Origin of the sequence: Rhizorhabdus histidinilytica (assembly GCF_900167915.1) — a bacterium.
Classification (GTDB): Bacteria; Pseudomonadota; Alphaproteobacteria; order Sphingomonadales; family Sphingomonadaceae; genus Rhizorhabdus; species Rhizorhabdus histidinilytica.
Window position 1 is genome coordinate 215232 of record NZ_FUYM01000003.1, and the last position, 18373, is coordinate 233604.

General features: G+C 67.6%; 18 protein-coding genes. 11 read left to right on the forward strand and 7 right to left on the reverse strand.

From position 1 onward, the window contains the following. Nucleotides 1-64: 64 nt before the first annotated feature. On the reverse strand, nucleotides 65-334 hold the full coding sequence (locus tag B5X82_RS07750; protein WP_079647548.1) for a hypothetical protein: 270 nt from the start codon (nucleotides 332-334) through the stop codon (nucleotides 65-67). Nucleotides 335-366: 32 nt separating this feature from the next. Next, a complete protein-coding gene (locus B5X82_RS07755) occupies nucleotides 367-888 on the reverse strand; it encodes a hypothetical protein (protein WP_079647549.1) in 522 nt (173 codons plus the stop codon). A gap of 185 nt (nucleotides 889-1073) precedes the next feature. Here B5X82_RS07755 and rpiB point away from each other — a divergent pair, with 185 nt between their 5' ends. From rpiB to B5X82_RS07785, 6 genes are all read left to right on the forward strand, one after another. Continuing rightward, the gene (rpiB, locus tag B5X82_RS07760; RefSeq protein WP_079647550.1) at nucleotides 1074-1532 is read left to right on the forward strand and encodes a ribose 5-phosphate isomerase B; all 459 of its coding nucleotides are present in this window, start codon (nucleotides 1074-1076) and stop codon (nucleotides 1530-1532) included. Beyond that, nucleotides 1529-2845 (forward strand): serine hydroxymethyltransferase, encoded by a 1317-nt coding sequence (gene glyA, locus B5X82_RS07765; protein WP_079647551.1) that lies wholly within the window; start codon nucleotides 1529-1531, stop codon nucleotides 2843-2845. The genes rpiB and glyA overlap by 4 nt, the downstream gene beginning before the upstream one ends. Nucleotides 2846-2850: 5 nt before the next feature. Beyond that, nucleotides 2851-3315: a transcriptional regulator NrdR gene (nrdR, locus tag B5X82_RS07770; RefSeq protein WP_011951976.1), complete on the forward strand. Its 465-nt coding sequence runs from the start codon at nucleotides 2851-2853 to the stop codon at nucleotides 3313-3315. Between the two features lie 78 nt (nucleotides 3316-3393). Continuing rightward, on the forward strand, nucleotides 3394-4458 hold the full coding sequence (locus B5X82_RS07775) for a TrmH family RNA methyltransferase (RefSeq protein WP_079647552.1): 1065 nt from the start codon (nucleotides 3394-3396) through the stop codon (nucleotides 4456-4458). A gap of 152 nt (nucleotides 4459-4610) precedes the next feature. Further along, nucleotides 4611-5558 carry a PEPxxWA-CTERM sorting domain-containing protein gene (locus B5X82_RS07780; RefSeq protein ID WP_079647553.1) on the forward strand — a complete coding sequence of 316 codons (948 nt, stop codon included), beginning with the start codon at nucleotides 4611-4613 and terminating at the stop codon, nucleotides 5556-5558. A 2-nt stretch (nucleotides 5559-5560) separates the two neighbouring features. Further along, nucleotides 5561-6580 carry a glycosyltransferase family protein gene (locus B5X82_RS07785; protein ID WP_079647554.1) on the forward strand — a complete coding sequence of 340 codons (1020 nt, stop codon included), beginning with the start codon at nucleotides 5561-5563 and terminating at the stop codon, nucleotides 6578-6580. On the opposite strand, the gene B5X82_RS07790 is transcribed toward B5X82_RS07785, so the two are convergent. Further along, nucleotides 6555-8402, reverse strand: a complete 1848-nt coding sequence (locus B5X82_RS07790) for a hypothetical protein (protein WP_079647555.1) — start codon at nucleotides 8400-8402, stop codon at nucleotides 6555-6557. The genes B5X82_RS07785 and B5X82_RS07790 overlap by 26 nt on opposite strands. Beyond that, nucleotides 8395-9846 carry a UbiA family prenyltransferase gene (locus tag B5X82_RS07795; RefSeq protein WP_079647556.1) on the reverse strand — a complete coding sequence of 484 codons (1452 nt, stop codon included), beginning with the start codon at nucleotides 9844-9846 and terminating at the stop codon, nucleotides 8395-8397. The genes B5X82_RS07790 and B5X82_RS07795 overlap by 8 nt, the downstream gene beginning before the upstream one ends. Before the next feature lie 176 nt (nucleotides 9847-10022). Between B5X82_RS07795 and B5X82_RS07800 the strand changes: the two genes are divergently transcribed. Next, nucleotides 10023-10937, forward strand: a complete 915-nt coding sequence (locus tag B5X82_RS07800; RefSeq protein WP_079647557.1) for a sterol desaturase family protein — start codon at nucleotides 10023-10025, stop codon at nucleotides 10935-10937. Here B5X82_RS07800 and B5X82_RS07805 read toward each other — a convergent pair. Further along, nucleotides 10868-11194 carry a chorismate mutase gene (locus B5X82_RS07805; RefSeq protein WP_079647558.1) on the reverse strand — a complete coding sequence of 109 codons (327 nt, stop codon included), beginning with the start codon at nucleotides 11192-11194 and terminating at the stop codon, nucleotides 10868-10870. The two genes, B5X82_RS07800 and B5X82_RS07805, sit on opposite strands and share 70 nt — an antisense overlap. Before the next feature lie 199 nt (nucleotides 11195-11393). Here B5X82_RS07805 and rpsD point away from each other — a divergent pair, with 199 nt between their 5' ends. Continuing rightward, the gene (rpsD, locus tag B5X82_RS07810; protein WP_047167529.1) at nucleotides 11394-12008 is read left to right on the forward strand and encodes a 30S ribosomal protein S4; all 615 of its coding nucleotides are present in this window, start codon (nucleotides 11394-11396) and stop codon (nucleotides 12006-12008) included. A gap of 126 nt (nucleotides 12009-12134) precedes the next feature. On the opposite strand, the gene B5X82_RS07815 is transcribed toward rpsD, so the two are convergent. Beyond that, nucleotides 12135-13220, reverse strand: a complete 1086-nt coding sequence (locus B5X82_RS07815) for an acyltransferase family protein (protein ID WP_079647559.1) — start codon at nucleotides 13218-13220, stop codon at nucleotides 12135-12137. A 167-nt stretch (nucleotides 13221-13387) separates the two neighbouring features. Next, nucleotides 13388-14020, reverse strand: a complete 633-nt coding sequence (locus tag B5X82_RS07820; protein WP_079647560.1) for a TetR/AcrR family transcriptional regulator — start codon at nucleotides 14018-14020, stop codon at nucleotides 13388-13390. A gap of 94 nt (nucleotides 14021-14114) precedes the next feature. On the opposite strand from B5X82_RS07820, the gene B5X82_RS07825 reads away from it, so the two are divergent. The 3 genes from B5X82_RS07825 to B5X82_RS07835 are packed head-to-tail and all read left to right on the forward strand — an operon-like array spanning nucleotide 14115 to nucleotide 18223. Next, complete coding sequence (locus tag B5X82_RS07825; protein ID WP_079647561.1) at nucleotides 14115-15581, forward strand: efflux transporter outer membrane subunit; 1467 nt, start codon at nucleotides 14115-14117, stop codon at nucleotides 15579-15581. Beyond that, the gene (locus B5X82_RS07830) at nucleotides 15574-16695 is read left to right on the forward strand and encodes an HlyD family secretion protein (RefSeq protein ID WP_079647562.1); all 1122 of its coding nucleotides are present in this window, start codon (nucleotides 15574-15576) and stop codon (nucleotides 16693-16695) included. Before B5X82_RS07825 ends, B5X82_RS07830 begins: the two co-directional genes overlap by 8 nt. A 4-nt stretch (nucleotides 16696-16699) precedes the next feature. After that, nucleotides 16700-18223 (forward strand): DHA2 family efflux MFS transporter permease subunit, encoded by a 1524-nt coding sequence (locus B5X82_RS07835; RefSeq protein ID WP_079647563.1) that lies wholly within the window; start codon nucleotides 16700-16702, stop codon nucleotides 18221-18223. Nucleotides 18224-18373 lie beyond the last annotated feature (150 nt).

Here is an 18373-nt window from a genome sequence, read left to right on the forward strand (position 1 = left end):
GTGGGATAATCATGGCGATGCCAGCAGGACGGCGCTTCCCGCCCCTTGCTTTCGTATCGAACGATCAGGCCGCGGCGCGGCGCTCGGCTTCGGTTGCGGCGCGTTCGCAGTCCGGGCACGGCCCGGCATGCGGATAGACGGCGTCGGCCTCATGCCAATGGCCGACCTGCGCCTCGAAGATGTCGATGCCCTCGCCATAGCCGAGGCCGCGCAGCTCGTCGTTGGTCAGCAGGTCGATCGCGCGATGAGCGGCATGGCCGCGCATCGTCGCGACGATCTCGCGGGCGCGATCGGCGAACTCCTGGGCGGTCATCAGCGGCGCGGGCTTGGTCATGGCCGCGCCCCTAGCCCCGAAAACCGGCTATTTCAAGGCCGCGCGGCAGGCTCCGCGGTCGGTTGGGCGGCCGGTTGGGCGGCCGGATCCTCGCCCGGCTTCGTCCCCGCATCGTCGCGGCAGAAGCCCTCGCCCTGCTGGATCATCAGGCAGTTGGCCTTGCCGGCCAGCCACTTGAGGCCGGTCTGGTCGCCGGTTGCCGCACGGACGCTTTCGGGGCGGCCATTGCGCGTGAAGCGGATCATGTCGCCGTCGGCGACGCCCTCATAGCTCTTGGTGCCGTCGAGCAGGGTCACGCTCAGCATGTAATGGCCGCGGTCGCCGGTCGGCTGGATATCGAGGACCAGCCCCTCGACCCCGATCCACTTCCCGATCCAGGCATCGGTCGGCAGGCCGGCACTCGCCGCATTGTCGGCGGGCTCGACGTCGTCGATCGCCTCGTCGGTGGCATTGTCAGCCACCGTGGCGTTTTCGATCGGACGGGCGTCCTCGCCGCGCGCGCACGCGATCGTCAGCAGCATGGCGGCCAGGCCGGCACCGGTGCGGATCTTCATCGAACGTCTCCTCATCGCCACGGAAATGCCCGTCGCATCAAGGATATCCGGCCGGTCCGGTCAACCCGAAAAGCTCCCCTGCCCCGACCTCCATGATCGCGGCGGCGGTGGATGCGGCATTGCGGTATCGGCCCATCGCTCCTAGAGAGCGGCCAACAGCCGACTCGCCAGCACGGGAAATGGATATGGCCGAGACCATCGCCATCGCATCCGATCATGCCGCTTTCGATATGAAGGCCGCGCTTGCCGAATGGCTGCGCGCCGAAGGCCATGAGGTCCTCGACCTCGGCCCCGACAGCACCGCCTCGGTCGATTATCCCGACTATGGCTATCGCCTGGCCGAAGCTATCGCGGCGGGCGAGGCCGCGCGGGGTATCGCGCTCTGCGGATCGGGAATCGGCATCTCGATCGCGGTCAACCGTCACCCCGCCGCGCGCTGCGCACTGGTCAACGAGGTGCTGTCGGCCCGGCTGTGCCGCGAGCATAACGACGCCAACATCATCGCGCTCGGTGCGCGGCTGATCGGCCTCGAACAGGCCAAGGCCTGCGTCTCCGCCTTCCTCTCGACCGGCTTCGCGGGCGACCGCCACCAGCGCCGCGTCGACAAGCTATCCCACCCCCGCTTCCACAAGGAGCACGCATGAGCAGCAACCCCGCCGCCACCCTGTCCGACGTCCAGCCCGACGGCTTCTTCACCCGCGGCCTTGCCGATGCCGACCCGGCGGTGTTCGGCGGTCTGACCCAGGAAATCGCGCGCGAGAAGAAGCAGATCGAGCTGATCGCGTCCGAGAACATCGTCTCCAAGGCGGTGCTGGAGGCGCAGGGTTCGGTGTTCACCAACAAATATGCCGAGGGCTATCCCGGCAAGCGCTATTATCAGGGCTGCCATCCGTCGGACGTCGTCGAGCAGCTCGCGATCGACCGCGCCAAGCAGCTGTTCAACTGCGGCTTCGCCAACGTCCAGCCGCATTCGGGCGCGCAGGCGAACGGCGCGGTCATGCTGGCGCTGACCCAGCCCGGCGACACGATCATGGGCCTCAGCCTCGACGCCGGCGGCCACCTGACCCACGGCGCCAAGGCGGCGCTGTCGGGCAAGTGGTACAATGCCGTGCAGTATGGCGTGCGCCCCGACGACCATCGCATCGACTTCGACCAGGTCGAGGCGCTGGCCCGCGAGCATAAGCCCAAGCTGATCATCACCGGCGGATCGGCCTATCCGCGCCACATCGACTTCGCCCGCTTCCGCGCGATCGCGGACGAGGTCGGCGCCTATTTCATGGTCGACATGGCGCATTTCGCCGGCCTCGTTGCGGGCGGCGTCCACCCCACCCCGTTCGGCCACGCCCATGTCGTCACCACGACCACCCACAAGACGCTGCGCGGTCCGCGCGGCGGCATGGTGCTCACCGATGACGAGGCGATCGCCAAGAAGATCAACTCGGCGGTGTTCCCCGGCCTTCAGGGCGGCCCGCTGATGCACGTCGTCGCCGCCAAGGCGGTGGCGTTCGGCGAGGCGCTGCAGCCGTCGTTCAAGGCCTATGCCGCCGCCGTGGTCGAAAATGCCAAGGTACTCGCGGCCCGCCTCAAGGAGCGCGGCGCCGACCTCGTCTCGGGCGGCACCGACACGCATCTGGCGCTGGTCGACCTGCGCCCGATCGGCGTCACCGGCCGCGATGCCGACGAGGCGCTCGAGCGCGCGGGCATCACCTGCAACAAGAACGGCGTGCCGAACGATCCGCTGCCGCCGGTCAAGACCTCGGGCATCCGCGTCGGCTCGCCGGCCGGCACGACCCGCGGCTTCGGCCCGGCCGAGTTCCGCGAGATCGCCGATATGATCGCCGACGTGCTCGACGGCCTCGCCAAGAACGGCCCGGAAGGCAATGGCCAGACCGAGGCGCACGTCAAGGCGCGCGTCGAGGCGCTCTGCGACCGCTTCCCGATCTATCCGGAGTTGTAAGCCGGATGCGCTGCCCCTTCTGCGCCCATGACGACAGCCAGGTGAAGGACAGCCGCCCCACCGACGACGGGGCGGCGATCCGGCGGCGGCGGCAGTGCGAAGGGTGCGGCGCCCGCTTCACCACCTTCGAGCGGATCCAGCTCCGCGAGATGACGGTGGTGAAGAGCGACGGCCGGCGCGAGGTGTTCGACCGCTCGAAGCTCGAACGCTCGATCAGCGTCGCCTGCCGCAAGCGGCCGGTCGATCCCGCGCGGATCGAGCGACTCGCGACCGCGATCCAGCGCCAGATCGAGACGAGCGGCGACAGCGAGATCCCCGCCGCCTCGGTCGGCGGCATGGTGATGGACGGGCTCAAGGCGCTCGACAGCGTCGCCTATATCCGCTTCGCGAGCGTCTATAAGGATTTCCGCGAAGCCAAGGACTTCGAGGATTTCGCCGGCGCGGTGAGCGAAGCCGGGCGGGACGGTTGATAGTCAACATCCTTCCATCCTCCGCTCATCCTCAGTAGGGGCTGAGCGAAGGCGAAGACCCGTATCGAAGGACTGCCCGTGACATTCTGGGCCTATATGCTCCGCTGCTCCGACAACAGCTATTATGTCGGCCATACCGATGATCTGGATGTCCGGATCGCGCAGCATCAATCCGGCGCGCTGCCGGGATATACGCAGAAGCGCAGGCCGGTCGATCTGGTCTGGTCGGAAGCATTTCCCGAACGAGATCAGGCTTTCGCCGCTGAACGCCAGATCAAGGGCTGGTCGCGATTGAAGAAGCAGGCGCTGATCGATGGCAACTGGGCAGCGGTCAGCCGCCTAGGCAAGCGCGTGACGGTCCTTCGAGACGAGGCTTCGCCCAGCTCAGCCTCTCCTCAGGACGAGCGGAACACCTTTCCCCCCGGGATCGCCCCGCCCCCCGTCATCGTCCTCGTGCGTCCGCAGCTCGGCGAGAATATCGGCAAGGCGGCGCGGGCGATGCTCAATTTCGGGCTGACCGAGCTGCGGCTGGTCACGCCGCGCGACGGCTGGCCCAACCCCCAGGCCGGGCCGGCCGCCTCGGGCGCCGACATCGTCCTGGAAGGCGCCCGCGTGTTCGACAGCGTGGCGGAGGCGACCGCCGATTGCGCGCATGTCTATGCCACCACCGTCCGCAAGCGCGGCGTGACCAAGCCGGTTGTGACCCCCGAGGAGGCGGCGCGCGGCATCCATGGCGAGCCCGGCCGTTCCGCCATCCTGTTCGGCCCCGAACGATCCGGGCTGGAGACCGACGACGTAGCGGTCGCGCGGACGATCGTGACCGTCCCGATCAACCCGGAATTCGGCAGCCTCAACCTCGCCCAGGCGGTGATCCTGGTCGCCTATGAATGGTCGAAGGGAATGGCACTCGCCTCGCCGCCCGCGGTCGATCTCGATCCGCCGGCACCGCAGGTCGAGCTCGAAGGACTGATCGGCCATCTCGACCGGCTGCTCGACGAATCGGGTTATTATTTTCCGCCCGATCGGGTGCCGGCGACACGTCGGACGCTGCGCGGCCTGCTCACCAAGCCCGCATGGAACGCGCAGGAAGTACGGACGCTGCGAGGGGTTCTGAGCGCGCTGGAGAGACCCCGAAACCGATAAAAAGCGGTATGGACCGGGGGCTTTGGCGCTTATTACTATGGCTGGCACATTGTAAACTTGGTGTAAACCGCAAAATTCTGCGGAATCTTGTATTTAACGCAAAATTATCGTACAGAAGCCGCCATGCGTACTGTGTCGGGGGACATTGAGTGATGCGTGTCAGGCTGCTCGCGCTGCTGACAGCTTTGTTTGGCTGCGTGACCGGGGGGGAGCTTCAGGCGACCAACCTGCTCGTCAACGGTGACTTTGAAATGGTCACCATGACCAACGGCAATGCGCTCCATTCGACGATCTTCGGCAACGCGCTCGACAATGCCGCCGTCACTGCGGCGGTGAAGAACCTGCCGACCGTCACCGGCTGGACGACGCGCGGCTATAATTTCGTCTTCGTCAACAACCCTAGCTATAATGGCGGCAATCCCGTCACGCAGACCGGGGCCGACGATTTCGGTAACGGCGCCTGCCTGTACGGCAATTGCGACCCGGGCGCCCGGCTGTCGCTGTGGGGCCCCGACATCGGGACCAACAACGGCCTGACGAACAGCCCTACGGGCGGCAATTTCGTCGGCGCCGACGGCGCTTACGGCAATGCCCCGATCGAGCAGACGATATCGGGCCTGCAGGTCGGCAAGGTCTACAAGCTGACCTTCTGGTGGGCAGCCGCCCAGCAGACCACCTATAACGGCACCACCCAGGACAAGTGGCAGATCTGCTTCGGCGTGTGCGACTATTCGATCAGTCCCGATGCGCCGATCTTCCTCGATTACCGCGACGGGCACGCGACCTACAACCTCGCCCCCGGTGACCAGTTGCTGAGCACCGGCACCGTGAACAATGCGAACCATGGCTTTGTGCCCTGGCAGTTCGAGACGATGTACTTCACTGCCAACGACACCACGCAGAAGCTGTCGTTGCTCGCCTATGGCCTGCCGACCGGGCAGCCGCCCTTCGCGCTGATCGACGGCCTGAACCTCGAAGCGGTGCCGGAACCGTCGACCTGGGCGATGATGCTGATCGGGTTCGGCCTGGTCGGCGGCATCATGCGCAGCAACCGGCGCTCGTCGGTCTGCCGCGAGGTGATCAGGGCCCAGATCGTCTGACGGTGGCCCCGGCCACCGCGCCGTTGCGCTGCGGGCTGTGCAGCGCGCCCGTCGATCCCGGCAATTCCCACTGCGGCGAATGCGGCCTGGTCTGGACCGGCTCGGCGCCACCCGCGCATGACGATCCCCGTTTCGCGGCGCTGGCCGCCTGCCGTCGCCTGTCCTTCCGAAACGGACATGTCGGCGCCGAAGGGCTGGTGCTGGGCCTGGAGACGCTGCGCACGCTGGCGAGCCGCTTCGACCGGACGGCGACGCTCGGCCCGCTGGCAAGGCGCCTGCTGGGCCGCGTCCCGGTGCGCGCGTTGCGATCGGCCGTCACCCTCGCGGATTTCGAAAAGGCCCGCTCGGTATCGCCCGACGTGGCGCTCGGTTGTATCGCCCGCGCCGCCGACCTGCCGGCGCTGGTCGGGCTGGTTGCCGGCCACGGCGCCGGCTTCGATGCGATCGCAGTGATGGTCGATGGCACCGTCGAAGATGCGGACAGAGTGCACGCGGCGCTGGCGGCGGTGCCGGGAGTGCCGCGGCTGGCGATCGACGCCGCCCCGCTCGCCGGCGATTTCGGCGCCCAGCGGAACCGCGTGCAGCGGCTTGCCCGTACCCGCTGGATCCTCCACCTCGACACCGACGAGATCCCCGACGTGCGGCTCGCCGCCAATCTCGCCGCGATCGTCGCCGATGCCGATCGCCATGCGGACAAGGTGGTCGGCTTCGCCCGGCTGAACCTGGTCGACGGCCGGCCCTCGGCCTTCTATCCCGATACCCAGTACCGGCTGGTGCGCTCCGATGTCCGCTTCCACCGCAAGGTCCATGAGAGCCCCCTCCCCGGCCTCGACTGGCGTGCCGTCCATCGCTCGCTCGGCGGCGGACTGATCCACCGGTTGTCGAGCGAGCGGGTGCGCGCCCGCTCGATCCAATATGAGGCGATAGCCGAGGGAGCCGGCCACCCGCAGGACGAGCGCCTGCTGCTGGACGACTGGCCCGGCATCCCGGCCGACATCATCGGCGCGCGGGAGCCGCGATAGCAGGCGCGCAGATCGCATAGCCGCCGTCGCGATAGAGCGTGCGGGCGGCGCCGCAATCGCCGATATCCTCGGGCAGGACGACATAGGGGATATCGTTGGCGGCGGCATAGGCCAGGAACTGGTCGGCGTCGCCCAAGCTTTCGACCGCCGCATATCGGGTCGACCAGCGCGGATAGAAACCCGGTTCCCACATCACCACCGCCCCCTGCTTCCAGTCGACCCAGACCGGGCGCAGGGCCTTGAGCTGGAAATTGTCGAACAGGTCGCGATGCGGCTCGTCGACCGGGACCAGGAAAGGACCGGCGAGCGTGCTCCGGCGAACCCAGTCGGTCATCCGCTCGAACGGTGCCTCCACCGCGAGCCGCTGCGCCACGCCATCCTTGCGCCATTTGACGAGGGTGGCGACGTTGAACAGCGCCAGCCCCGCGATCAGGGCCAGGGCGGGCGATCGCCATCCCCGCAGCACGCAGCCACCCAGCGCGGCCAGCAGCACAAGCCGGAGCAGCACCGTCGGCGACCAGGTCGCGGCGGCGGAGAATTGCACGGCAAGGATCAGGATGACGAGCGCGCCATAGCCGGCCGCGAGCAGCGGCGCCGACAAGCCCGTCGCGTGGCGGCGGTACAGCAACATCGCGGCGAGCAGCACGTCGACGGTGAGGAGCTGGTGGACCTGCCGGTCGGGATGGACCAGCTCGGCGAGGACGAGGCAGGCGGCGAGGCGTTGCCAGAGCGGCGGTCCGTCGTCGGCGATCGTCCTGACCGCCGCGAGGACGACCAGCGCGAAGCCAACGAACTGGACGAAGCCGACCGATCGGATCGCGTTGAGGTTGAACAGCAGCTTGCTGTCGACCAGATAGGGTCCCGCGGCGCCGACGACGAACAGCAGCGCCCAGCCCGCCAGCACCAGCATCCAGAAGCGCGGCGTGCGGGAGAGCAGAGCCGCCAGCCCATAAGCGGCGAGGATCAGGGCGAATTCGAGCAGCTCGGTGCCCGGCGCGGCGTCGATCAGCGAATGATCGGGGAAATAGAGCCGCAGATAGCCGGCATAGTCGAACGGGCGCGCGCCCCTCGTTTCGACCAGGGTCGACGCCACCCAGACGATCACCGGCGACGCCGTGGCGAGGAAGATCAGCAGCGCCCGGCCGACAGCCGCCGGGCGGATCGGCGCGATCGGGCCGAGCCGGGCGAGGAAGGCGGGAACCGGCCAGTCGCGGACCGACGCCAGCACCGGCAAAGCGATCGCCGCGAGCAGCCACAACCCGACGAAGAAGTTGAGGCAGAAGGTTATGCCGCAGAGCAGGCCGGCCAGGCCGAGGCGCCGGTGCTGGACCGCGACCAGCGCGCCGAGCAGCGGCCCCCAGCTCAGTTCCGAATGGGTGAAATAGCCGATGAACAGGCCATGGCCCCCGACCACCGAAAGCTGCGTCAGCCAGGGCGTCGCCGCGACCACCGCCAGTGCCGTGCCCATCGCCCAGCGGCCGGGCAGCCCGTTCAGCCGGAAGAAGCCGAACAGTGCCGCGAACACCGCCAGCCGGCCGAGAAAGAGCCCCGTCAGGAAGACGGCGCGGACATTGCCCTCGGTGCTGACCAGCCGTACCGCCGGCCAGGCAAGCGACACGAATTTGTCGAGCGAGCGATAGACCGGATCGTCGCGGAACTGCGGGAGGCTCGCATAGTCGAGCACATAGGGGATGTGGAAGACGTTGTTGTTGACGCCGAAGCGGAAGCCTGTCGCGGCGATCGACACCGCCGTCGCGGCGATCACCAGCGCCGCAAGCAGCCCCCGGTCGATCCAGGGCGACCGCCCAACCTCCTTATCCATGCAGCACTGCGACATGCACGAAGCGGGCGGCTATCATCACCGCGATGATACCGGCCAGCGCGATCCGGCTGCCCCGGTCCTTGAACGAATAGACGATCGGATCGTCGTGCATCTCGCCGCGGGAGGTCTTCACCCACATCCGCCCGAGCCAGTAGATCAGTCCGAATGCGGCGAGCCAGAGAAGCCCGGGGCTCGCATAGCGGCCGGCAGTCTCGGGCGAGCTGATGAACAGGCCGAAGATCACCACCGAGCTGAGCGCGCTGCCGGCGCCGAGCGGCCACAGCACCGCCAGGTCGGTGGTGCGATAGTCGCGGCCGCGCAGCCCGGCCCGGCCGCTGCCCTGCGCCACCAGCAACTCGGTACAGCGCTTGATCAGGGCAAGGCTGAGAAACACGAACACCGAGAAGGCGAGCAGCCAGGAGCTCAGCCGGACGTCGATCGCGACCGCCCCCGCCATGATCCGCCAGCTGTAGAGCAGCGACAGGGTGAGCACGTCGATCAGCACATATTGCTTGAGCGTCCAGCTATAGGCGCTGGTCAGCGCGAGATAGGACAGCAGCATCAGGACGAAGGCCCAGGACACCGTCGTCGCGACCAGCAGGCCGGCGGCGAGGCCCGCCAGCGCGATCGCGACGCCGTGGAGCAGCGGCAACCGGCCGCTCGCGAACGGCCGCTCGCTCTTGCGCGGATGGACGCGGTCGTTCTCCAGGTCGACGATGTCGTTGAGGACATAGCTGGCCGAGGCGACCAGGCAGAAGGCGACGAAGGCCAGCAGGACGTCGAGCGTCTTGGCCGCCTCCAGGAAGGAGAAAGCGGTCAGCAGCGGCACGAACAACAGCGCGTTCTTGCTCCACTGATGCACCCGCAGCGCGCGCAGCCAGAGGCCGAGGCGCCCCTCGCCCGACCGGAATTCGCGCTCGATCGGCAGCGCCGCGCGCAACCTGCGCAGCTCGCCGGCCGGTACGTCGACCGCGATCGCGGCGGCCGACCCCGCCCACACCTGCATGTCGGGGCCGCCATTGCCGACATAGGCGAAGCGGTCGCCGATCGCCGCGCGGATCGCCGCCAGCTTCGCGCGCCCCTTCATGTTCTCGCCGTCCGCCGTCGATATCAGCAGGTCGAACAGACCCAGATGGCGCTGGACCTGCTCGGCGATGCTCCCGTGTGCGGCGGTCGCGAGGATGATGCTGCGCCCCCGCGCCTTCTGCTCCCGTAGCCAGGCGAGCAGCGGCTGGTTGTACGGCAGGGCCGCGCCGTCGATGGTGACATGGCACGCGACGGCCCGCTTGAAATTCGCCCGGCCGCCGAACAGCCACAGGATCAGCCTGAACAGGTTCAGCGGCGATCGCCTGAGCAGGGCGACGACCGACTCGACCAGCGTGTCGGCCGGCGTCAGGGTGCCGTCGAGGTCGACGACCAGCGGCAGCGCGTCCCCGTCAGCCATCACGATGGCCGCACCCGTCGGCCGTTCCGCACCTGATCATATCCCCCCGATCGACGATCGCCGCCAACCGCCCTTCGATCGCCCGATTTCGCCGGGATTGCAAGGTTTGCGACAGCTGCGCGGGCCCGCGCCGCCAAATTGAAATCGCCCCCCTTTCCTGCCATAGGAAAGGCGAGATGCTGAGTTTGTTCGAGAGCCTGCCCCTGCTCGGCAGGGTGGTGGTCAGCCAGATCATCTGGCTCTTCCTGTTCACCGCCCTGTTTGTTCCATTGGAACGGCTCGCCGGCGTCCATCGCCAGCCGACCCGACGGCCGCAGATGCTCGTCGATCTCGGCTACTTCTTCCTGTCGGGCCTGATCCCCGTCTTCGTCCTGTCATTTCCGCTGGGGGCGATCACCGCGCTGTCCCGTCAGGCGCTGCCGGAAAGCTACCACCTCTGGATCACCGGCCTGCCGGTCGCGATCCAGGTCGGGCTCGCGATCCTGATCGGCGAGTTCGGCTTCTACTGGGGCCACCGGATCATGCACCAGGTGCCCTGGCTGTGGCGCTTCCACGCGATCCACCACGAGCCGGTGCGGATGGACTGGCTGGTCAACACCCGCACCCATCCGGTCGACCTCGTCTTCACGCGCATGTTCGGCCTCAGCCTGGTCTACATCGCCGGGCTCGGCACGCCGGGCTCGGGATCGGGCAGCATCATCCCGCTCATCGTCCTGCTGGTCGGGACTTTCTGGGGCTTCTTCATCCATTCCAACCTGAACGTCCGGCTGGGCTTGCTCGAACATGTCCTGTCGTCGCCGCGCTTCCACCACTGGCATCATTCGCGGGTCGACCATGTCAACCGCAACTATGCGTCGACGCTACCGATCTACGACCGGCTGTTCGGCACCCATCACCTCCCCAGGCAATGGCCGCCGAGCTACGGCATCGCGCCGGAGAACCGCCCCGAGGTGCTGATCGCCGCGCAATATGGCGAGGCGGACGAAACGCCGCCTGCTCCCGCCAGGGACGCGACGTCCGCTCAGGAAGGATCGCGGGCGTCGAATACGTCGAATTCGTGCGCGATCGATCCCTCGACCAGCATGTCGTAGAGCCGATAGGCCAGCTTCGGCGGGAAGCCGCGGTCGTTGGCGACCTTGACGGCATGCGCGACGACCTCGGCCTTGCGCACGTCGTCGCGCACGGTGTCGCGGGCGGGCTTGATGCGCGCCGCCGCCTCGATATAGCGCATCCGCTCGGCCAGCAGGCTGACGATCAGCGTGTCGAGGCCGTCGATCGCGGCGCGGACCTGCGCCATGTCGGTGCATTCGGCGGCGGGGACGGCTTTGCTTGCGGTGGTGTCGGTCATGCGCGCGGCCTTAGCCCAGCGCTGCGGGCTTGACTATCCGCCTCTTCGCAGCCATAGGCGCGCCTTCGCAATCGGCCCCGCACCCCGGTGAAGCGGTGGCCCTGCCGGTCCTCTAGGCCCGGCAGCGCGGAATACCGGGATCGATCCCGCCCCGCTCCGGCGACGGCGGGTAACGTTGTAGCGATTGAAGGAAGACATCATGTCGAAGCGCACCAGCGCCAAGTACAAGCTCGACCGCCGCATGGGCGAGAACATCTGGGGTCGCCCGAAGAGCCCGGTCAACAAGCGTGAATATGGTCCCGGCCAGCACGGCCAGCGCCGCAAGGGCAAGATGTCCGACTACGGCATTCAGCTCAAGGCGAAGCAGAAGCTCAAGGGCTATTACGGCGACGTCACCGAGAAGCAGTTCAAGCGGAACTACACCGAAGCGTCGCGGATGAAGGGCGACACCTCGCAGAACCTGATCGGCCTGCTCGAGCGCCGCCTCGACGCGGTCGTCTACCGCGCCAAGTTCGCGCCGACGATCTTCGCCGCGCGCCAGCTCGTCAGCCACGGCCACATCCGCGTCAATGGCGTGAAGTGCAACATCGCGTCGCGCCAGGTGAAGCCGGGCGACGAGATTTCGCTGGGCGCGAAGGCGCAGGAGATGGCGCTGGTGCTCGAGGCGCAGGGCCTCTCGGAGCGCGACGTTCCCGAGTATATCGCCCAGGACGGCGGCGCGAAGGTCACCTTCGTCCGCGTGCCGACCCTCGACGAAGTCCCCTATCCGGTGAAGATGGAACCGAACCTGGTCGTCGAGTTCTACTCGCGCTGATCGGTTTCCTTCGACGGGAAGGAACGAAGGGCGGCCCCACGGCCGCCCTTTTCTTTTGGACGGCGGCGTCCCCCCCGCCCGATGGCCATCCGGCCAGAGCCGGAATGACGGGAACGAGCGGCCGCGCTACGCGCCGATCAGGTAGCGGCTCCGCCGCCGGCCGGCGATCAACTGGACGAGCGCGCACATGCCCATCGACAGCGCCGTCACCACGACGATCTTCACCAGCAGATAGCCGATCCTCGCGGCCGGCGGATTCCCGACCAGCGCGAGCAGCGCGCTGTCGCTATAGGCCAGCCGCAGCAGGTTGATCGCATAGCCGTGCAGGAAATAGATCGGGAAGGCGAGGCTCGCGATCCCCTTCAGCATGTTACAGAACAGCGCATTTTCGCCATGGTCGTCGAATGCCCTTATCAGCAGGATGACCAGGGCGACCTTCTGTATCCAGAGCAGATGGACGTCGAAACGGCTCCACAGGAAATAGGCCGCCGATATGGTCGTGACCAGAAAGAGGCAGACCAGCGTCGGAAGCCGTCCGACCCGATAGCCGTTGCCCACATAATAGTTACAGAAGCACATGCCGACGAGGTAGGAGGGCAGGATGAATATAGCCTTCCCTATGATGGAATAGACACCATAGAGGCTGTCCCGGCCGAGCAGGATCGCGACGACGGCGGAAATGGGGATGAGCCAGCCGTAGAGATTCCTGCGGTCGACGAACCGGAAACATCCCGACAGCAGGATGAACAGGCTGATCGCCGGGATATACCAGAGATAGGCGATGTGCTTTCCGGTGATCAGGAATATCGCCGCCTGCCCGGCCAGGGGCATCTCATAGACCCAGGGCCAGACGTCCGCCCTCTTGTGGACGAAGAAGATGACGAACAGGATCGGGGCGGAGACGACAAGATACGCGCTCCATATCCGCGTGATCCGCTTCGCGATGTAATGGCCGATCGGGCGATCGGAGCGGCGCGTGATATAGTTGAACATGAAGCCGGATATGAACACCAGCATCACGGTGCTGCTCCGGAAGAAGAGCGGCATCATCTCCGTCTCGGACGCTGTCCAGGGTATGTCGGGCCAGCTATGGGTGGCGACGATCAGCACGATGCCGAGCGCACGCGCCAGATCGATCGACAACAGATAGCGGCGCCCGTCCGGTCGCTCCGCTGCCTGCCCGAAGGCATGCCCTCCCAGATCAAGCTTCATCGTCCCCCCAACGCCCGCGCGGCACTCCCAAGGAGCGCCCGCGGACACAGGACGACCCGCCGCCATCAGCCCCGGCGGCGGATCGTCCTGCTTGCCCCTTCGAGGATCGATACGCGACTATCGGCCTTCAGGAAATAGCCCCGAGGATATTGCGCCCGGGCCGCTCTTCAGGGGGCATAGGCGCGAAGAAGAAAATCGACGGCGGTATCGGCGGTCGCGGCGATCTGCGTGGCGTCGACCCGGTCGATCCGTCCCAGCAGCACCTGCTGGTGATCGCCCTGCAGGCACAGTGCCAACAGCAGCTTCGCCGCCTTCCGGGGATCGTCCAGCCGCAGCTTGCCGCGCGCCATGCCGAGCTCGATGAAATCGCCGAGCAGGCGGATCATCGTGTTCGGCCCGCGCTGGTAGAACATCTCGCCGATCTCGGGGAAGCGCCCCGCCTCCGCGACGATCAGGCGGTGGAGCGCGATCGCTTCTGGGCTCGTCACCTTTTCGAGGAAATGTCGGCAGAAGCTGCGGAGCGTGGTTTCCAGGTCCGCCTCCGGAACGAGCACCGAGATGATCCGCTCCCGGAAATGCGTGGTCGCACGGTCGAGCACCGCCTCGAATAACGCCTCCTTGGACGGGAAATAGCTCCACAGCGTCGCCTTCGAGCCCCCGATCGTCGCCGCGATGCCCGACATCGTCGTCGCCGCATAGCCGTGCTCCAGGAAATAGGCGTGCGCGACACCGATGATCGCTTCGCGGCGATCGAGCCGCTTCGTCTCGCGACGGCCGGGCCTGGTGCTCTGGCGGGTCATCTCAATGCCGTACTATATGGTACGGTTTTGCGTTGACAAGAGGCGATCCTCGTCGCACATCGCCCACCGATACCAGATAGTACGGTCGTCCCCCATGTCTCCGAGTCGCGCGCCCTTTCTCCGCCCCGTCTCCGCGCTGGGTCTTTCGCTCGTGCTGGCCGCCTGCGCGTCGGTGCCAGACCTCGGCACTCGTCCGGAGCTGCGCACGGCCACCAGCGTGGCGGCAGGCGAGAGCCTGGGTGGAAGCACCGGCGGCGCCTGGCCCGCGAACGGCTGGTGGCAGACCTATGGCGATCCCCAGCTCGCCCGGCTGATCGAGGAAGGGCTGCGCGCCTCCCCGGACGCCGAGATCGCCGCCGCACGGTTCCGCCAGGCGCGAGGCATGGCGCAGGCGGCCGGCGCGCCGTTGCTGCCTTCGATCGGCGTCGGCGCCAACGCGGGGCTCGAGAAGCAAAGCTACAATGTCGGCATCCCTGCGCAGTTCGTGCCCAAGGGATGGCAGGACGTCGGCCAGGCCTCGGTCGACCTGTCGTTCGACCTCGATCTGTGGGGCCGCAATCGCGCGGCGCTCGCCGCCGCCACCTCCGAAGCGGAGGCCGCGCGGATCGAGCAGGACCAGGCGCGGCTCATGCTCGCGACCGGGATCGCCTCGGCCTATGCCGATCTGGCGCGGCTCCATGCCGAACGCGACGTGCTTGCTGCCGCCGTCGATCTGCGTACCGCCACGCGCAAGCTCGTCGCCGACCGGGTCCGCAACGGGCTCGACACCCGGGCGGAGCTGAAGCAGGCCGAGGCGGCGGTGCCCGCCGCCCGCGCCGACCTAGCCGCCACCGACGAGGCGATCGCGCTGGTCCGCAACCAGATCGCCGCACTGGTCGGCGCCGGCCCCGATCGCGGCCTCGCCATCGAACGACCCGCTCTCGCCGCGCTCCATCCGGCCGGCGTGCCGGCCCAGGTGACCACCGACCTGATCGGTCGCCGTCCCGACATCGCCGCGGCCCGCGCGCAGGCCGAGGCGGCCGCGAGCCGGATCAGGGTGGCGCGCGCAGACTTCTTCCCGGCCATCCGCCTCGGCGCGCTGGTCGGGGTCCGGTCGCTCGGGCTCGACCAGTTGACCGACAGCGGATCGACCTATGGCAACGTCACCCCGGCGATCAGCCTGCCGATCTTCCGCGGCGGGGCGCTGAGCGGCCAGTATCGCGGCGCGCGCGGTCGCTATGACGAGGCCGTCGCGCTCTACAACCGAACCGTGATCGCCGCCTATCATGAGGTCGCCGACGCGGTGACCAGCCAGCGGGCCGCCACCGATCGGTTGGCCCTGTCGCGCCAGGCCTTGGCCGATTCCGAGGAAGCCTATGCGATCGCCCGCAAACGTTATGAGGGTGGCCTTTCCACCTATCTCAACGTGCTGAGCTCCGAAGAGACGCTGCTGCAGGCCCGCCGTGCGGTCGCCGATCTCGATGCCCGGATGTTCGCGCTGGACGTCGCTCTCGTCCGCGCGCTCGGCGGCGGTTTCACCGCTCCGTCCCCTGCCCTCGCCAAGGACGATTCCCATGGCTGACGCCGATCCCCCCATCACCAGCGCCGACCCCACGGATGCCGACAGCGAGGCCCGGCGGGAAGCCCGACTCCGCGCGCGCAAGACCTGGCTGATCCGCTTCGCGATCGGGCTGGCGGTCGTCGCCCTGCTCTTCGGCGCCTGGTACATGCTGATCGGGCGCAACCACGTCAGCACCGACAACGCCTATGTGAACGCCGAGGTGGCCCAGGTCACGCCGCTGATCTCGGCCCAGGCGGTCGAGGTGCGGGTCAGCGATACCCAGGCGGTGAAGCGCGGCGACATCCTCGTCCGGCTCGACGACAGCAACATGCGGATCGCGCTCGCGCAGGCGGAGGCCGAGCTGGCGCGCGCCCGGCGGATGTTCCGCCAGGGTACCGCCACCAGCGCGGCGCTGTCGGCACAGGTCAGCGCGCGCGAGGCCGACATCGCAACCGCCCAGTCGGATTATGACAAGGCCCGCATCGACCTCGACCGCCGCCTCGCGCTCCAGCCGTCGGGCGCGGTCTCGGGCGACGAGTTGACCGCCGCGCGCAACGCCTTCAACGCCGCCCGCGCGAAGCTGGCCCAGGCCCGCGCCAACCAGGGCGCCGCCGCCGGGGAACTGGCCGCCAACCAGGCCCTTGTCGCCGGATCGACGGTCGAGACCGACCCGATGGTGCTCGCCGCGAAGGCGAAGCTCGCCGCCGCCCGGCTCGACTTCGAGCGCGCCGTGATCCGCGCGCCGATCGACGGCGTCGTCACGCGCCGGCAGGTCCAGGTCGGCCAGCGGGTGACGCAAGGGTCTCCGATCATGATGATCGTCCCCGTGTCGCAGGTCTATGTCGACGCCAATTTCAAGGAACGGCAGCTCCGTCGCGTAAAGCCCGGCCAGTCGGCCAAGGTCACCGCCGACCTCTATGGCGGCGACGTCGTCTATCACGGCAAGGTGGTCGGCTTCTCGGGCGGCACCGGATCGGCCTTTGCACTGATCCCGGCGCAGAACGCCACCGGCAACTGGATCAAGGTGGTCCAACGCCTGCCGGTCCGCATCGAGCTCGACCCGCGCGAGCTGGCCGAGCATCCGCTCCGGGTCGGCCTGTCGATGGAAGTCGATATCGACGTCTCCGGCGACTGAGGCCATGGCCGGGACCGCCTCCTACGATCTCGTCACCGGCCGGCGGCGCTTCGTCGCGGGGATCGCCCTGGCGTCGGTCAACCTGATGGTGGTGCTCGACATGACCATCGCCAACGTCTCGGTCCCGCACATCTCCGGCAATCTCGGCATCTCACCGAGCCAGGGCACCTGGGTGATCACCTCCTACGCCGTGGCCGAGGCGATCTGCGTGCCGCTGACCGGTTGGCTGGCGCAGCGCTTCGGGTCGGTACGGGTCTTCATCCTCAGCATCCTTGGCTTCGGCCTGTTCTCGGTGCTGTGCGGCCTGTCGACGACGCTCGGCATGCTGGTCGCCTGCCGGATCGGTCAGGGCCTGTCGGGCGGGCCCCTCATCCCGCTCACCCAGACGCTGCTGATGCGCATCTTTCCCCCCGACAAGCGCGCCCGCGCAATGGGGCTGTGGGCGATGACGACCCTGATCGGCCCGGTGCTGGGTCCGATATTGGGCGGATGGATCAGCGACAATTGGAGCTGGCACTGGATTTTCTTCATCAACGTGCCAGTGGTGCTGTTCAGCGCCGGGATAAGCTATTCCTTCCTCCGCGTCGTCGAGACGCCGGTCGAGACGGTACCGATCGACCGCGTCGGCCTGGCGCTGATGATCCTGTGGATCGGCGCGCTGCAGATCATGCTCGACATCGGCCGCGAGCATGACTGGTTCGCAGACCCCACCGTGCTGGCGCTCGCCCTGTTCGCCGCGATCGTCTTCGTCGTTTTCGTGATCTGGGAGCTGACCGAGGAGCATCCGGTGGTCGACCTGCGCGTGTTCCGCCACCGCGGCTTCACAATCAACGCGCTGACCATCGCCTTCGGCTTCGGCACCTATTTCGCCGGTATCGTCGTCATCCCCCAATGGATGCAGATCACGCTGGGCTTCACCGCCACCTGGGCGGGGCTCGCCACCGCCTTCACCGGGATGGCGGGATTGCTCGTCGGGCGAGCGGCACCGGTGCTGATCACCAAGATCGATCCCCGCATCGTCCTTTCCGGCGCGCTGGTCTGGGCGGGCGGCGCGACGCTGCTGCGCACCAACTGGACGAGCGGCGCCGATTTCTGGACGCTAGGCCTGCCGCAGTTCATCATGGGCCTGGGCATGCCCTTCTTCTTCGTGACGGCAACGTCGATGTCGCTGAGTTCGGTGCCCTCCCGGGAGCTCGCATCGGCGGCGGGCCTTCAGAATTTCCTGCGGATCATGGGGGTGGCGGTGTCGACCTCGGTCGTCATGACCTATTGGAACGATCAGGCGCGTGTCGCGGGAAGCGAGCTCGCAGGCCGGCTCAACCCCGACACACCGGGCGGAACGATCGCCGGCTTCTCGGTCGAGCAGTCGCGCGCGCTGATGGCGCAGCTTGTCGATCGCGAGGCGCTGACGATCGCGACCGACAAGATATTCCTGATCGCCGGGCTGCTGATGTGGTTGATCGCGCTCTTCGTCTGGCTCGCGCCGAAGCCCAAGCGCATGGCCGACCCGATGGCCGGCGGGCATTAGAGCATCGAGCTTTTTATCCGACACAGCCCAGTCCGCTCATCCTGGGTAGGGACTGAGCCTCGGCGAAGGCCCGTATCGAAGGATATCAAGCCTCGACGGGCCCTTCGGGACGGCCTTTCGACTTCGCTCAATGCCTCCTCAGGGCGAGCG

Coding starts and splice junctions, on each gene's coding strand:
- B5X82_RS07750 (WP_079647548.1), bottom strand. CDS start 334: ATGACCAAGCCCGCGCCGCTGATGACCGCCCAGGAGTTCGCCGATCGC.
- B5X82_RS07755 (WP_079647549.1), bottom strand. CDS start 888: ATGAAGATCCGCACCGGTGCCGGCCTGGCCGCCATGCTGCTGACGATC.
- rpiB (WP_079647550.1), top strand. CDS start 1,074: ATGGCCGAGACCATCGCCATCGCATCCGATCATGCCGCTTTCGATATG.
- glyA (WP_079647551.1), top strand. CDS start 1,529: ATGAGCAGCAACCCCGCCGCCACCCTGTCCGACGTCCAGCCCGACGGC.
- nrdR (WP_011951976.1), top strand. CDS start 2,851: ATGCGCTGCCCCTTCTGCGCCCATGACGACAGCCAGGTGAAGGACAGC.
- B5X82_RS07780 (WP_079647553.1), top strand. CDS start 4,611: ATGCGTGTCAGGCTGCTCGCGCTGCTGACAGCTTTGTTTGGCTGCGTG.
- B5X82_RS07790 (WP_079647555.1), bottom strand. CDS start 8,402: ATGGATAAGGAGGTTGGGCGGTCGCCCTGGATCGACCGGGGGCTGCTT.
- B5X82_RS07795 (WP_079647556.1), bottom strand. CDS start 9,846: ATGGCTGACGGGGACGCGCTGCCGCTGGTCGTCGACCTCGACGGCACC.
- B5X82_RS07800 (WP_079647557.1), top strand. CDS start 10,023: ATGCTGAGTTTGTTCGAGAGCCTGCCCCTGCTCGGCAGGGTGGTGGTC.
- B5X82_RS07805 (WP_079647558.1), bottom strand. CDS start 11,194: ATGACCGACACCACCGCAAGCAAAGCCGTCCCCGCCGCCGAATGCACC.
- rpsD (WP_047167529.1), top strand. CDS start 11,394: ATGTCGAAGCGCACCAGCGCCAAGTACAAGCTCGACCGCCGCATGGGC.
- B5X82_RS07815 (WP_079647559.1), bottom strand. CDS start 13,220: ATGAAGCTTGATCTGGGAGGGCATGCCTTCGGGCAGGCAGCGGAGCGA.
- B5X82_RS07820 (WP_079647560.1), bottom strand. CDS start 14,020: ATGACCCGCCAGAGCACCAGGCCCGGCCGTCGCGAGACGAAGCGGCTC.
- B5X82_RS07825 (WP_079647561.1), top strand. CDS start 14,115: ATGTCTCCGAGTCGCGCGCCCTTTCTCCGCCCCGTCTCCGCGCTGGGT.
- B5X82_RS07830 (WP_079647562.1), top strand. CDS start 15,574: ATGGCTGACGCCGATCCCCCCATCACCAGCGCCGACCCCACGGATGCC.
- B5X82_RS07835 (WP_079647563.1), top strand. CDS start 16,700: ATGGCCGGGACCGCCTCCTACGATCTCGTCACCGGCCGGCGGCGCTTC.